12 protein-coding genes are annotated in these 13,600 nt (G+C 65.1%); 5 read left to right on the forward strand and 7 right to left on the reverse strand.

Going from position 1 to position 13,600, the window contains the following annotated elements:
* The 3 genes from JWM94_RS03040 to JWM94_RS03050 all read right to left on the reverse strand — a co-directional run.
* On the reverse strand, positions 1-3,719 hold a 3,719-nt coding region (locus JWM94_RS03040), incomplete at its 3' end, for a translocation/assembly module TamB domain-containing protein (protein WP_299421507.1).
* On the reverse strand, positions 3,719-5,890 hold the full coding sequence (locus tag JWM94_RS03045) for an autotransporter assembly complex family protein (protein WP_299421509.1): 2,172 nt from the start codon (positions 5,888-5,890) through the stop codon (positions 3,719-3,721). The genes JWM94_RS03045 and JWM94_RS03040, both read right to left, overlap by 1 nt.
* A 75-nt stretch (positions 5,891-5,965) precedes the next feature.
* A complete protein-coding gene (locus JWM94_RS03050) occupies positions 5,966-6,427 on the reverse strand; it encodes a MarR family winged helix-turn-helix transcriptional regulator (RefSeq protein ID WP_299421513.1) in 462 nt (153 codons plus the stop codon).
* 197 nt (positions 6,428-6,624) lie between these two features.
* Between JWM94_RS03050 and hppD the strand changes: the two genes are divergently transcribed.
* Together hppD and hmgA are read left to right on the forward strand one after the other, a co-directional pair.
* Complete coding sequence (gene hppD, locus JWM94_RS03055) at positions 6,625-7,686, forward strand: 4-hydroxyphenylpyruvate dioxygenase (RefSeq protein ID WP_299421516.1); 1,062 nt, start codon at positions 6,625-6,627, stop codon at positions 7,684-7,686.
* A gap of 90 nt (positions 7,687-7,776) precedes the next feature.
* Positions 7,777-9,084 (forward strand): homogentisate 1,2-dioxygenase, encoded by a 1,308-nt coding sequence (hmgA, locus tag JWM94_RS03060; RefSeq protein ID WP_299421519.1) that lies wholly within the window; start codon positions 7,777-7,779, stop codon positions 9,082-9,084.
* 3 nt (positions 9,085-9,087) lie between these two features.
* Here the strand turns inward: hmgA and JWM94_RS03065 are convergent, their stop codons facing one another.
* Positions 9,088-10,611, reverse strand: coding sequence for a hypothetical protein (locus tag JWM94_RS03065; protein WP_299421524.1), 1,524 nt, complete (start codon positions 10,609-10,611; stop codon positions 9,088-9,090).
* Between the two features lie 174 nt (positions 10,612-10,785).
* On the opposite strand from JWM94_RS03065, the gene JWM94_RS03070 reads away from it, so the two are divergent.
* From JWM94_RS03070 to JWM94_RS03080, 3 genes are read left to right on the forward strand one after another with little or no spacing between them, the layout of a single operon-like run.
* Complete coding sequence (locus tag JWM94_RS03070) at positions 10,786-11,304, forward strand: DUF2975 domain-containing protein (RefSeq protein WP_299421528.1); 519 nt, start codon at positions 10,786-10,788, stop codon at positions 11,302-11,304.
* A gap of 1 nt (position 11,305) precedes the next feature.
* Entirely contained in the window at positions 11,306-11,542 is a 237-nt protein-coding gene (locus tag JWM94_RS03075) for a helix-turn-helix transcriptional regulator (protein ID WP_299421531.1), read from the forward strand.
* A 10-nt stretch (positions 11,543-11,552) separates the two neighbouring features.
* Positions 11,553-11,993 carry a hypothetical protein gene (locus tag JWM94_RS03080; protein WP_299421535.1) on the forward strand — a complete coding sequence of 147 codons (441 nt, stop codon included), beginning with the start codon at positions 11,553-11,555 and terminating at the stop codon, positions 11,991-11,993.
* Between the two features lie 25 nt (positions 11,994-12,018).
* Here JWM94_RS03080 and JWM94_RS03085 read toward each other — a convergent pair whose 3' ends face one another.
* The 3 genes from JWM94_RS03085 to JWM94_RS03095 form a co-directional block, all read right to left on the reverse strand.
* Complete coding sequence (locus JWM94_RS03085) at positions 12,019-12,444, reverse strand: hypothetical protein (RefSeq protein WP_299421539.1); 426 nt, start codon at positions 12,442-12,444, stop codon at positions 12,019-12,021.
* Between the two features lie 42 nt (positions 12,445-12,486).
* On the reverse strand, positions 12,487-12,825 hold the full coding sequence (locus JWM94_RS03090; RefSeq protein WP_299421542.1) for a low molecular weight protein tyrosine phosphatase family protein: 339 nt from the start codon (positions 12,823-12,825) through the stop codon (positions 12,487-12,489).
* Positions 12,822-13,600 (reverse strand): aldehyde dehydrogenase family protein (locus tag JWM94_RS03095; RefSeq protein WP_299421546.1); only part of this gene is annotated, 779 nt, incomplete at its 5' end. The genes JWM94_RS03095 and JWM94_RS03090, both read right to left, overlap by 4 nt.

The raw sequence follows: 13,600 nt of genomic DNA on the forward strand, positions 1-13,600 counted from the left end.
TCGGGATCGCTCAGCGCGTTGCCGCTAAACCGCACGTTGCCGCGATTGATGTCGAACCGCTTGCCCGCGAATTCATACGTGCCGCGCACGATCTCCGCGCTGCCGGAGACGGTCGGTGCGGCGGAGGTGCCACCGACCTGCATGTTGAGCGACCATTCGGATTCGAGCCCCATCCCGCTGACGAATAACTGGTTCGCGGCGCGAATGCGCAGATCGAGCTTGAAATTGCTCGGCGGCGCAGGCGGCGTGTGCGGGCGCGCGAGGTCCGACTTGCGGCGCACGCCGGCCAGCGCCGGAACCTCTGCCTGGCCTTGATAGACGACCTCGTACCGCGCGGTGGGGATGCGCAAATCGCCCTTGATCAGCCCGCCGTTCTTGCCGTTGGTGACGGTGATCGTGCCGGTGGCGCTGCCCGCGAGTGCATCACTGTCGGCCAAGGTCGCGTTCTGCAATTGCGCTTCGATATTGATCGGGAACCCGCTGTCCGCCGCCAGCCCGATCGTGCCGTGCGCGGTGACGGTGCCCTTACCCGCGGTGGCGTGGAGGGTGGTAATTTCCAGCCGGTCGTTAGTGAAACGCCCCGCCAGCTGCATGTTGGTCAGCTTGGTACCATAGAGCGTGTTGACGTACGTCAAATTGTCCGCGCGGACGATGCCGTTGAGCTGCGGCGCGCCGAGCCGCCCGCCGAAATCGGCGGCGACCGCGATGCCGCCCGTTGCCTGTTGATTGGGCAAGCCGCTCAGCGAGAACAGCACGCCGGCGGGCCCGTTGTAGCGGATGCCGCCCGACAACGGTGCCGACATCAGCCGGTCGGTCCAGCTCGCGCCACCGCCCAGCGGCGCCAGGTTGGCCTGCAGCCGCCCGACCGTGGTCGTCCCGCGCTTGATCAACGCGCGCGCGTCGCCGCCCGCGGCGGTCAGGCGGCCGAGGAATACCACATCGACCGGCTGCGACACGATCTCCGCGCTCGACCGGGTGAAACCGGTGACCGTCATCCGCGTGTCGATGTTCGGCACCGCCGCGCCGCTCGGCTGGGCGTAATCGAAGCTGCCGGTCGCGGTGCCGTCGATGTTGAGCCCGGGGACGAGCGCATTGGCGACCGAGAGATCGAGATTGTCGAGCCGCGCCTGAAGGTTGACGCCCTTGCCATAGCTGCCGGCTATCCGCGCGCTGCCCTTGTCGAACACGATCTGGGTCGGTTGCAGTTTGTACTCGCCATCGAGCGGCTCGATCCGCGCCGGGCGCGGGGTGCGGAAGGCGATGCCGTTGGCCTTGCCCTGCAATGCGACGAGCCAGAGCTTGGGTTGCAACTGCGCGCTCAGCCCCATCGTGAACGGCACACCGCTCGACCCGTTGGCCAGCGCCTGCACGGTGCCGGTCTGATTGGCGTAATCGATCTTCGCGCGCGCGACCGACAGGACGGTCTCGCCGTAGCGCAGGTTCGCGAGCTGGACGTCGGCCAATACGCGGGGCCCGTTGTCGTAGAGGATGACCGTGCCGTTCGCGAGCGCGCGGCCGATGGTGAAATCGACCGCTCCGGGGATGCGCGCGTTATAGGCGTGGGCATCGAAATCGGCGCGCTGCGCCTTGCCCTCGGCGGACAGATTGGCGACGCCGTTGACCCCCGAGCCGGCGAATTGCAGCTTTCCAGCGAATGGGCCCGCCGGGGTCTGTTGCAGATTGCCGAGCAGATTGACCCCGGCGAAAGTCGTGCCCTGGTTGACCTGGATCGTCAGCGTGCGCCCGGTCTTGATAAAGACGTTGGCGCCGAACGCGCCGTATGTCGTGTCGCCCTTGGCGATCACGGTATAGCCATCGCCCTTGCCCCGGATCGTCGCTTCGAGGCCGGACAGGCCAACGCCGACGCCGGGACGCGAGGCGTGAATGACGATCACCGGCGCGGTTGCGGTTCCGGTGACACGCGCGGTGATCGGCCCGTAGGTCTTGGAATAGCCGTCGCCGGCGAACAGCAACTGGCCGTTCGGCGCGTAGCGTCCGGCACCGCGATAAAGCGTGAACTGCGGCGCGGCGAGCTTGACGTTGGTGAAGGTGATCAGGCCGTCGGTGCCATACCCCACATCGCTCGACACCAGGGCGTTGCCGCCCAGGAAGGTCTGCGCGCCGCTGTTGAAGATGCGCTTGGTGCGCGCGACGACATGGCCTTTGATCCCGAACCCGCCCGACGGAACCGTGACCAGTTTGGCGTCGGTGGTCAGATCGACGATGCCGATGCCGTCGATCACGTAATCGTTGACCCGGCCCTTGAGCGCGCCGGTGTAGTGGCCGCTCGGCAAGTCGGCGACGACGATCGCGGTGGCGTCGATCCGATCCGACTTGATCCGCAGATTGTCCGACAGCAGTTTGCCGTTCGAATACGCGAAGTCTCCGATCGCGCTGACGTTGGTCAGCAAGCCGCCCGCCGCCGCGTTTAGCCCGGTAACGCGTCGTGCCCGCGCATTGACCGGGACCAGCACATGATCGGCATCGACCGTCGCCTTGCCCGACGCTGTCAGTCCCTCGACCCCCGTGCCGTTGAACGACAGCGCCGCCGCGCTGATGCTGTAGCCGACCGTCGGCGTCGCGAATGGCCCGTCGAGCGTCAGGTGAGTCATCACGTCGCGTCCGGCCAGATTGGGCAGGATCGCGCCCGGCGTCAGCAGCCGCGCATCGACGACGAAATTGCCGAACTTGTTCTCGCCAAGATCGAGCAGCCCGCTCGCGCCCACCGCCAATGCGCTCGACGTCAGCGTCATCCGCGTCGTCGCCTTGCGCTTGTCCAGCGTCGAGACGATGTCGACCATCATCCCGCCCGCGGTCAGCCGCTCGACCGGGCCGGCCATGTACAGCCCGGGATGCGTCGGGCCATGGATCGTGAAGGTGCCGTTGGCCGCGGAGAGATCGAGATCGGCGAGACTCTGGCCGCCGAGCGTCGCGAGCCCCTTGCCGCGCCACGCCTTCCAGTCGCCGTTGCCGTCGACGCGTACCGACAGCGGCGCCTTGACCCCGCTCAACCCCGCAACGACGCCATCGCCGGGCGCTTCGAGGGCGACTTTGATCGCCAGCCGGTTGTCTTTCGGCACCGCATCAAGTGTCAGGCGGAGTTTGTCGCCCCCGGCGATCCCCGGCCCGCGCAGCGCATCCGCGTTGGCGACCAACTGCGCGCGGCCCTCCGCGATGTGCGCGGCGCCGTCGAGCCGGACCAGATGCGCATCGCCGGTCACCGCTTTCGCCAGCACCAGCCGATCGACCTTCAACCGGTCGATATCCACGTCGATGTCGGGCAGGATCGGCGCGTTGGGGTCGCCTGGTTTCAGCACCACCGGTCGCGTCATCGTGACGAGCGGCGCCTCCATCGAATCGATATCGATGTGGTTCCACAGGAATTGGAACGGGTGCCAGTCGATCACCGCCGACGGCGCGGTCAGGAAGACGTTCCTGGTGTCGCTGACGCGCAGGTCGACCAATTCCATCCGGCCGTAGATCGACCCCTTGATCCGCCCGACCCTGATGTTGAGCCCGGTTTCGGTCGTATAGGCGGCGAGCCGCGACACGATGAAGCGATGGCCGGGGGCGGTGTCGAGCCCGATATAGACGAGGCCGAGCAGCGCCGCGATACTGAGCAGCACGATCGCCGCCCACCGCGCCGCCGACTGCCAGAGCGGGCGCCGTACGACCACTACAGTCTCGGGTGTGTCGTCGGGGACGGCAACCTCCGCCATCAAAAGGCTTGCCCGATCGAGATATAGAGCGCGATCCGGCTGTCGCCCTTGCGCCCGTTGAGCGGGGTCGCGACGTCGATCCGGACGGGCCCGAAATTGGTGTAGAACCGCCCACCGATCCCCGCGCCGAGCCGCAGGTCGTTGAACTTCGGCATGCTCGATTCGTATGAATTGCCGCCGTCGATGAACGGCACGATGCCGAAATTGCCGAAGCGATAGCGCGCCTCGATCGAGAATTCGTTCAGGCTGCGCCCGCCGACCGGATCGCCATTGGGATCGAACGGTCCCAACCGCTGGTAGCCATAGCCGCGCACCGACCCGCCGCCGCCGCCGTAATAGCGCCGCGACGGCGCGAGGTCGTCGCGCGCGATGCCGAGGATCGACCCGGCGCGAACGCGACCGGCGAGCACCAGGCTATCGGTCACCGGGAAATAGGTGCTCGCTTCCGCAAGGGCACGAAGATACGGCCGCGCCGCGCCGCGCACCGACGCCTCAGGGCTGAGCGACAGCTTGAAGCGATACCCCTTGGTCGGGTTGAGCAGGTCGTTCGACGTGTCGAACGCCGCCATCACCGGCAGCGCGGCGATGAAATAGGTTCCGCGTTTCCGCTTGAGCGCGGCGAAATCGTACACGTCCTCGTTGGTGCCGGTCAGCTCGAAGCCGTAATAATAAGTGAACTTCTTCTGCCAGATCGGGGTCGAATCGTACGACACGCGCCCGACTAGCGAGGTCGATACGGCGTTGAACGCGTCGTAATCCTGCCGCCCCGCTGCTAGCGAGAACGCCAGCGTGCGGTCGCGCTGGCGCCAGTTCGAGCGGCGGAACGTCACCGATCCGCCCTGTTCCTGCGTGCCGCCGACCAGCCCGACGATCAGCGCACCCTCGGGCGGGAAGGCGTTGCGCGCGGTATAGGTCGCCTCGGCGCGGAAGCCCTGGCCGGTGCTATAGCCTGCGGTCGCGGCGATCGAGCGCGTCTTGCCGACGCGCTGGGTGACCGCGATGTCGACGATCCGCGTGCCGTCGGGATTGTCCTTGCCGGTATCGACCGGCTCGACCGCGACGGTCGAGAACAGCCCGGTCGCGACCAGCGCCTTGCGCAGATCGTCGATCCCGCGCGTGTCGTAGATCTGCCCGGGCTTGAAGCGGCGCAGGATATTGATGTGATCGGCGCCGAAGGCCAGCTTGCCGGTCGTCGTGATCTGGCCGAAGCGCGATCGCGGGCCGGTATCGACCGGGAGCGTATAGTCGCCGGTGAACGCGGCATCGTCGAGCAGGATGTCGCGCGTCCCCAGCCGTGCGAACGGGTAACCGGTCTGGCCGAGCGTCAGGCTGACATTGGCCTCGGCGCCATGGACTCGCTCGGCCTCGATCGGGTCGCCGGTCTTCAGTGGCAGGTTGGCGGTGATTAAGTCGACAGGCACGACCGGGCCCGAGTCGACGGTGACGGCGCCGAACTTGTACAGGTTGCCCGGCACCGCATTGACCAATGCGCGCACGCGCGTCGGATCGTTGGGGATCGTTTCGATCACCGACACCGCGCTGGCATCGTAATAGCCTTTGCTCTTCATCAGCCGGATAGCGAGCGCTTCGTCCTCACGCGCGCGGGCTGTGACCATGGGAATGTTGGCGGCCTTGCCGCCGCCCTTTTTGAGCGACGAGAAGGTGCGGAAATCATCGTCCAGGCCGAGCGTGTCGAGCCCGTTGACGACGGTGTCGTAGCGGACCTGCGCGCTCTTGCCATCGCCGGTGGCGGCGACGTCGATCACCGGCGCAGTGTTGTAGCTGTCGAGCGGGGGCAGCGGCTGGGCGAGTTCGGCGGGCGGTTCGGGCGGTGGCGGGAGCGTTCCCGGCTCGACCGTCGGCGCGGGCGGCGCGGTGACGCTGGGCGGTGCCTTGTCGGCGGTTTGCGGGGTGAACGGCGCGTCCTGCGGGATCGGTTCGAGCGGCGCGTTGATGTCGTTGGACAACTTGGACAGCGCGGCGTTGAAATCCTTGTCCGAGACGATCGGCTTGTCACCCTCCGGGTCGCTGGTCGGGGTCGGGATCGGCGTGGGCACGCCCTGCTGCTTGGCGGTCGATTGCCCCGACGGCACCTGTTGCGCGAGCAACATGCCCGGCACGAGCGCGCCGACCGCTATGGCATAACAGCAATGCGAAACGATACGCGACACGACAGCCCCTTTGTCAGGGCGTAGCGTATCGCCCCCTTTTGCCGCTGCCAACGCCCCGATCCGCAAAGGGTTCACTCAGCGCGGCCCGTCGCCTTCGGGCACGACCGCCGCCGCCGCCGCTTCGATCCGCTCCAACATCGCCGACAGCATGCGGCGCTCGGCGGGATCGAGCTGTTCGAAGATCGCCGCCTCCATCTCCAGCGCCTTGGGCGCGACCTGGTCGTATAGCGCGCGCCCGGTCGCGGTCAGCGTCAACAGGTGCGAGCGCTTGTCGCCCATATTGGGCTGACGCGCGATCAGCCCGCGCTCGGCCAACGCCTGCGCCGCGCGGCTCACCGTCACCTTGTCCATCCGCGTCGCCACACCGACCGCCTGCTGCGTGATCGCCTGGCCTTCCGCAATAACCGCGATCAGTCGCCACTCGGGAATCTTGAGCGCGAACAGCCGGTCGTACGCGGTGGCGATAGCCGCCGAGACTCGGTTCGACGCCACCGACAGGCGGTACGGCAGGAAGGTGTCGAGCTTGAGTTGGGTCACGTGGTGACGCTAGCGTCCCCGTCTACATCCGTCATGCTGAACTTGTTTCAGCATCCACTCCTCCACAAGTCCGTCCGCACTTGTAGCGCGATGGATCCTGAAACAAGTTCAGGATGACGGCCGTTGTTGCTTTGACGTTTGTCCTAAAACAGCATATAGTTTCATTTGAAACCAGTTTGCCGCTGTGGAGCACGATCATGACCGACCCGACAGACAATCCCATGGGCCTCGACGGCTTCGAATTCGTCGAGTTCACCTCACCCGATCCCGAGGCGATGGCGAACCTGTTCGAAAAAATGGGCTTCACCCATGTCGGCACGCACAAGTCGAAGAACGTGCGCCGCTACGCGCAGGGCGACATCAACTTCCTGCTCAACATGGACGATGCCGGGCAGGTCGCGGGGTTCCGCAACGCGCACGGGCCGAGCGCCAATGCGATGGCGTTCCGCGTCGCCGATGGCGAAGCCGCGGTAAAGATGGTAGTCGACAAGGGGGCGGTCGCGGTCAAGGGCGAGCATGGCCCGGGCGAGCTCGACATTCCGGCGATTGAGGGGATCGGTGGGGCGAACCTGTACCTCGTCGACAAGCAGTCGAAGATTTACGAGACCGATTTCACGCCCACCGGCAAGGGCGTGGACGACCACAGCGTCGGCCTCCACACGCTCGACCACCTGACCCACAACCTCCAGCGCGGGCGGATGGATTATTGGGCGAATTATTACGAGCGCCTCTTCAACTTCCGCCAAATCCGTTATTTCGACATCGAGGGCCAGGCGACCGGGCTGTTTTCGAAGGCGATGACCGCGCCCGACGACAAGATCCGCATTCCCTTGAACGAAAGCCAGGACGAGCATTCGCAGATCGAGGAGTTCATCAAGGATTATAAGGGCGAAGGCATCCAGCACCTCGCGCTGGCGACCGACGATATCTTCTCGACAGTGGACCAGCTCCGCGCCAACGGCATCCGATTCCAGACGACGCCGCAGACCTATTTCGACCTGATCGACAAGCGCCTGCCCGGGCACAACCACGACGTCGAGGAAATGCGCAAGCGCGACATCCTGATCGACGGCGCGCCGGAGACGGGCGGCGGGCTGCTGCTGCAGATCTTCACCGAGAACATGGTCGGGCCGATCTTCTTCGAAATCATTCAGAGGAAGGGTAACGACGGGTTCGGCGAGGGGAATTTTAAGGCGTTGTTCGAGTCGATCGAGCTGGACCAGATTCGTCGTGGGGTTGTCCCAGGGGTTGAGGCGTAAGGTCGCGATCGCCGAAAATACTGCCGTCATCCTGAACTTGTTTCAGGATCCATCGTGCCCCAAACGGCACCTGCATGATTGGAGAAGTGGATGCTGAAACAAGTTCAGCATGACGGTAGTGACTACATGACCGGCTTCGGCAACCATTTCGCCACGGAGGCCGTCGCGGGTGCCCTCCCCGTCGGCCGCAATTCGCCGCAGAAGCCGCCGTTCGGCCTCTATACCGAGCAACTCAGCGGCACCGCGTTCACCGCGCCGCGTAGCGAGAACCGCCGCACGTGGATGTACCGCTTGCGCCCCAGCGCCGCGCACCCCGCCTTCACCCGTTACGACGGAGCAAAGCGTTTCGCGCCAGGGCTGTCCGACAAGCCCCTCGCCCCCAACCGCCTCCGCTGGCAGCCGCTGACCGATGCGCCGCCAGCCGACTGGCTCGACAGCCTGACGACGATGGTGGTCGCCGGCGACGGCCCGCGCACGCAGGCCGGGGTCGCGATGCACGTTTATTCGGCGGCGAAGGACATGCAGAACCGCGTCTTCGCCAGCGCCGACGGCGAGTTGCTGATCCTCCCCGAACGGGGCGCGCTCACTCTGCTCACCGAACTCGGCAGGATCGATATTGGCCCCGGGCAGGTCGCCGTCATCCCGCGCGGCGTGCGCTTTCGCGCCACCCTCCCCGACGGCCCGGCGCGCGGCTATGTCGCGGAGAACCACGGCCAGCCCTTCCGCTTGCCCGATCTCGGCCCGATCGGCTCGAACGGCCTCGCCAACCCGCGCGATTTCGAGAGCCCGGTCGCCTGGTTCGAGGATGTCGAGGGCGACTACGAGCTAGTCCAGAAATTCGAAGGCTCGCTGTGGACGACCAACCTCGGCCGCAGCCCGCTCGACGTCGTCGCGTGGCACGGCAATTACGCGCCGTACCGCTACGACCTGACGCGCTTCAACACGATCGGCAGCATCAGCTTCGACCATCCCGACCCATCTATCTTCACCGTGCTGACCTCGCCCAGCGACGTACCCGGCACCGCCAACGCCGACTTCGTGATCTTCCCGCCGCGCTGGATGGTCGCCGAGGACACGTTCCGCCCGCCCTGGTTCCACCGCAACACGATGAGCGAGTGTATGGGGCTGCTCTATGGCGCGTACGACGCCAAGGCCGACGGCTTCCGCCCCGGGGCGATGTCCTTGCACAACCAGATGAGCGGCCACGGGCCCGACGTTACCAGCTGGAAGGGCGCGAGCGAGGCCGAGCTCAAGCCGCACAGGATCGATGGGACGATGGCGTTCATGATCGAAAGCCGCTGGGTGTTCCACTGCACCGACTACGCGCTGCAAACGAGCGCGCTCGACGAGGATTATGACGAGGTGTGGTCGGGCTTCCCGAAGGCGGAATTGCCTTAGCGATCAGTCCTCATCGCTCTTGTTCTTGTCGTCGTTCAGCATCGCCTTCGCCTCATCGATCTTGCCGGTATCGACGAGCTTGAGGACCGCAAGCGGCACGTTCTTGTCGCGCGGCGCGTGCGGCGCGAACGCTACCGCGGCGAGCAGCTTGCGCGCGAGCGGCAGGTCGCCGTCGAGCACCATCTGTCGCGCCAGCGCCAGCGCGATCCCGGTACTTTCCGGGGCGAGCACGTTCGACCGCTGCAGCGCCTTGATCGCCCCCGGCGTCGGCTTCTCCTTCGCTGCGACGAAACTGGCATAATAGAGGTACAGCGGCATTACCTGGTTGGAGTCGATGCGGTTCGCCTGCAGATACCAGGCGCGAGCGGCGGCCCAGACCGTAGTATCCGTCGTCTTTGCGAGGCGCGCGCGAGTCACCGCGACTTGGCCCTTGCGCATCAGCGCCGAGGCATTCTTCGGGTCGATCGCCAACGCGCGGTCGGCCGCCGCATCCGCCTTGTCGTAACGGGCTGCAATATACTCGATCTCGGCCAGCTCGACCTGCACGGCCGCGTCGTCGGGATAGCGTTTCGCGACCCCCTCCGCCGTCATCGCGACGCCCAACCGCAGGCTCTTGTCGACGCCGTCGAGCATCAGCGCGTATGTCGGAAGGATCGCGGCCTCGCCGCGGCTCATCGTCGTTACGGTCACCTTGATCGGCCCGCTCGGCGGGACGCGCAGCGGCGCGAATAGCGTTCGCTTGCGGTACGCGTCGAGCTCCCCGTCGAGCTTTTTCAGGTCGCCGAACGCCTTTTTCCCGGCTTCCAGACTGGGAACGCCGCTGTTCATCGCCGTCAGATAGGCGCTGAGCTGGCCGCTACGCGCCGGATTAAGTATCAAATAATGGGTCAGCAGCCAGCCCCGGCCATAGAGCATGTCGCCGTCGTCATAGCCAAACTGCTCGGGCGCCAGCAGCTGCTTCATCGACATCGAGTCACCGCCGTTCTGCAGCCCCTCGGCGCGATAATTGGCGGGATAACCGATGATGACCGAGCCATCGGCTTCGAAGCTGCTGTTGGCGTTGAATTCGGCGAAGCCTTCCTGGAACCACAAAGGATAGGCGATCGGGAAATTCGAGAAGGTGAAATGATGGGTATATTCGTGGAGCAGCAGCGACTGCGAACTCCACCCGCCGAGCTTCGCCTTGCGATCGATCTCGGGCAGATACTGCGTCAGGATGAACGAGCCATCGGCGCGCGGCCGGTAATAAGCGAGCGCCCCGGCGCACCGGCAGGTGGCGTTGAACAAGTCGTTCTTGAAGGCATAGATCGTGATCGGGCGGACGTCCTCCCTGGGTTTGTCCGCCACGCCGTACAGCTTGCGCAGCGCCGCATCGAACCGTTCCAGCCGGACCGCGAAATCGCGCGCGCCGTCCTCGGTATCGTCGATCGTCAGGATGAAATGGTCGGTCTGTGCCTTACGCCACTCGGCCTGCGCCGGCGCCGCGATCAGCAACCCCAGCATCAGCGCTGATACCCACCTGAACATTCAATCCCCCGTCTACTTCAACGACTTGGCTGCCTAAAAGGAAGTCGGGCAGAGAGCAATCCGGGTCGTTGCGCGGCTTGCGAATTAGCCGGCGGCCCGCATAGAGCGAAAAAACTTGCCGTTATTCGATAAATAGCATATTGTTTATCGATACTATTGATTTGGAGACGGCCAATGACACCCTCCCCCGCGCTGCCCATTGCCAGGATCACTTTACAGATCCTGGTCGTCTTGAATTGGGTATTCGGCGCCGCAATCCTGACCCTACTGATCGCGACCGTCGTCGCCGAGCGATGGACCTTCGCCGCGCTCGGCATCACGCCCTCCTCGGGCATCCCCGCGATGATCGTGGGGCTGCGGGCAATCGCCGCGCTGGGCGTGGTGGCGGTACCACTCAACAACATCGTCCTCACGCGGCTGCGAGCGATCGTCGCGACGGTCAGCCGGGGCGATCCGTTCGTCGCGGCGAACGCCATCCGGCTCCGCGCGATCGCCTGGGTGCTGCTCGCGCTCCAGCTTCTCAGCATCGTCATCGCCGCGATCGGCAAGGCTATTTCGTCGCCTGCCAACCCGGTGCACCTCGACGCCGGCTTTTCGACCAGCGGCTGGCTCGCCGTGTTGCTCGCTTTCATCCTCGCGCAGGTGTTCGCCGACGGCACGGCGATGCGCGACGACCTCGCAGGGACGGTGTGACATGGCCATCGCGGTCAAGCTCGACGACATGCTCCACGATCGCCGGATGACCCTGACCGAGCTCGCCGAGCGGGTCGACATCACGCTGGCCAATTTGTCGATCCTCAAGACCGGCAAGGCGCGCGCGATCCGTTTTTCGACGCTCGAGGCGATCTGCGCGGCGCTCAGCTGCCAGCCCGGCGACCTGCTCGAATTCCAACCCGATACCGACGCGGCCGAACAGTCGCGCGCCGCCTGAGGAGATTGCCATGGCCACGATTGCCGCATCCGTTTTTCCGCCTGCCGAAGACACCACAGACGGTGAGGTTTCGCTTCTCCGGGTCTACGTTCTGCGCGCGATGTACCTCGTGCTGGTCGTCGGGCTCGGCGCGATGATCGTGCCCGATATCCTGAGCCACCGGCTGATCGACCGCGGGGTCATCGCGAGCTTGCTCGGCGCGGTCTGGCTGCTCGCATTTCTCGGACTTCGCTACCCGCTGACGATGCTTCCGCTGCTGATGTTCGAGTTTGCGTGGAAAGCGATCTGGATGATCGCGTATGGCCTGCCGCAATGGTCGGCCGGCCAGTTTCCGCCGACCTTCGCCGACGATTTCTTCAGCATCGCGCTGGGCGCGGTCGTGCCGCTGGTCATTCCGTGGAGCTATGTCTGGCGGCACTATGTGAAGCGGCCGGGCGCGCGCTGGCGCTGATCGGGCCGCTCCCCGAAATCGCCGCCTATTTGAGCGACTGCATCGTCATCCAGGCGACCACGCCCAGCGCCGCCGCCATCGCCAGCGTCGCGATCATGATCCACTTGCTGCGCTGGCCGGTGCGGATCTGATAGATTCCGCTCGCCACCGTCCCCAGTCCGAACACGATCACCGCGCCGAACAAGGTCAGGATCATCCGCCCCTGCCCGGCGTCGCCGGTAAAGCTGCTCCCGCCGATCTCGTCGCCCGGATGGGTCATGATCCAGGCGGTGTTCCAGGTGACGATCCCCATCATCCCGACGAGGAACACGCCGAGCACGAGCGAAAACCAGCCGAGCTTGCGCACCGTCGACGGCGTTCGCATCCGCGTCCCGCACTTGGGACATGTGGCGACGTCGCCCTCCACCGTCAGGCGGCAGGCGAAATTGTTGCACTTGCTGGTTGGTTGCATGGGGAGGTCGTTACACCTGCGGACCGATCCTAAATAGGCGATTTACGCCATCGGTGCGGGGGGTAGATGTCGCACCATCTTCGTCTGCAGCAATCGAACCAATCCCGGGTCCATGAACTCATAGTCGTCGGGAATTTCGAGACAGACGATGCACTTATCCTTGATGGCCGAGCGAAACCGCTTTTGCAGCTTGCTACGGTGATGACGCTCCATCACGAAAATCAGATCGGCCCATTGAATGAGTTCATCCGTGACCGGATTTTCGGCATCATGATTGGTACCCGCCGACGACACCGCAAAATCGGTCCTGGTCGAAAATATCTGTTCGGCGGTTGGACTACGCAGCCTGTTCTGACTGCACACGAACAAGATGTGTTTCACTTCATCTGCCGCTTCGCGCTCGCCACCGTCGCCTTCCCGTAAGGCGGCATGATCCCCGCGAGCTTCGCGACGTTGATCCGCGGCTGGCGGTACACCGCCTTGGCGTGGCTGAACGTCTTGAAGCCGTCCGCGCCGTGATACGCGCCCATCCCCGACTGGCCGACGCCGCCGAACGGCAGTTCCTCGTTGGTGATGTGGAAGATCACGTCGTTGAGCGTCACCCCGCCCGAGATTGTGCGGTCGAGGACGCGGCGGCGCTCGGCGTCGTTGTCGCCGAAATAATAGAGGCCAAGCGGGCGGTCGCGGCGGTTGACCTCGGCAATGGCGTCGTCGACCGCTGCGTAGCGGCGCACCGGCAGGATCGGGCCGAAGATTTCCTCCTGCATGACGGTCATGTCATCGGTTGCGTCGCGGACGATATGCAGCGGCATTTTGCGCGTGTTGCTGCTGCCGAAATCCTCGTTCGCCGGATTGACCGTCTCGATCGTCGCGCCCTTGGCGCGCGCATCCTCCAGCCAGTCCTGCAGCCGCTGGTGATGCCGGTCGTTGATGATCGAGGTGTAATCGGGGTTGGCCAGCAGGGTCGGATACATTGTCGACACCGCCGCCTTGAGGCCGTCGACCACCGCCTGTTCCTGATCGTCGGGCACCAGCATGTAATCGGGCGCGAGGCAGATCTGGCCGGCGTTCATCATCTTGCCGATCGCGACGCGCTCGGTTGCCTGAGCGATATTGGCGCCCTTGCCGATGATCACCGGCGACTTGCCGCCAAGCT

It is taken from the genome of Sphingomonas bacterium (assembly GCF_028289855.1).
Lineage (GTDB): Bacteria > Pseudomonadota > Alphaproteobacteria > Sphingomonadales > Sphingomonadaceae > Sphingomonas.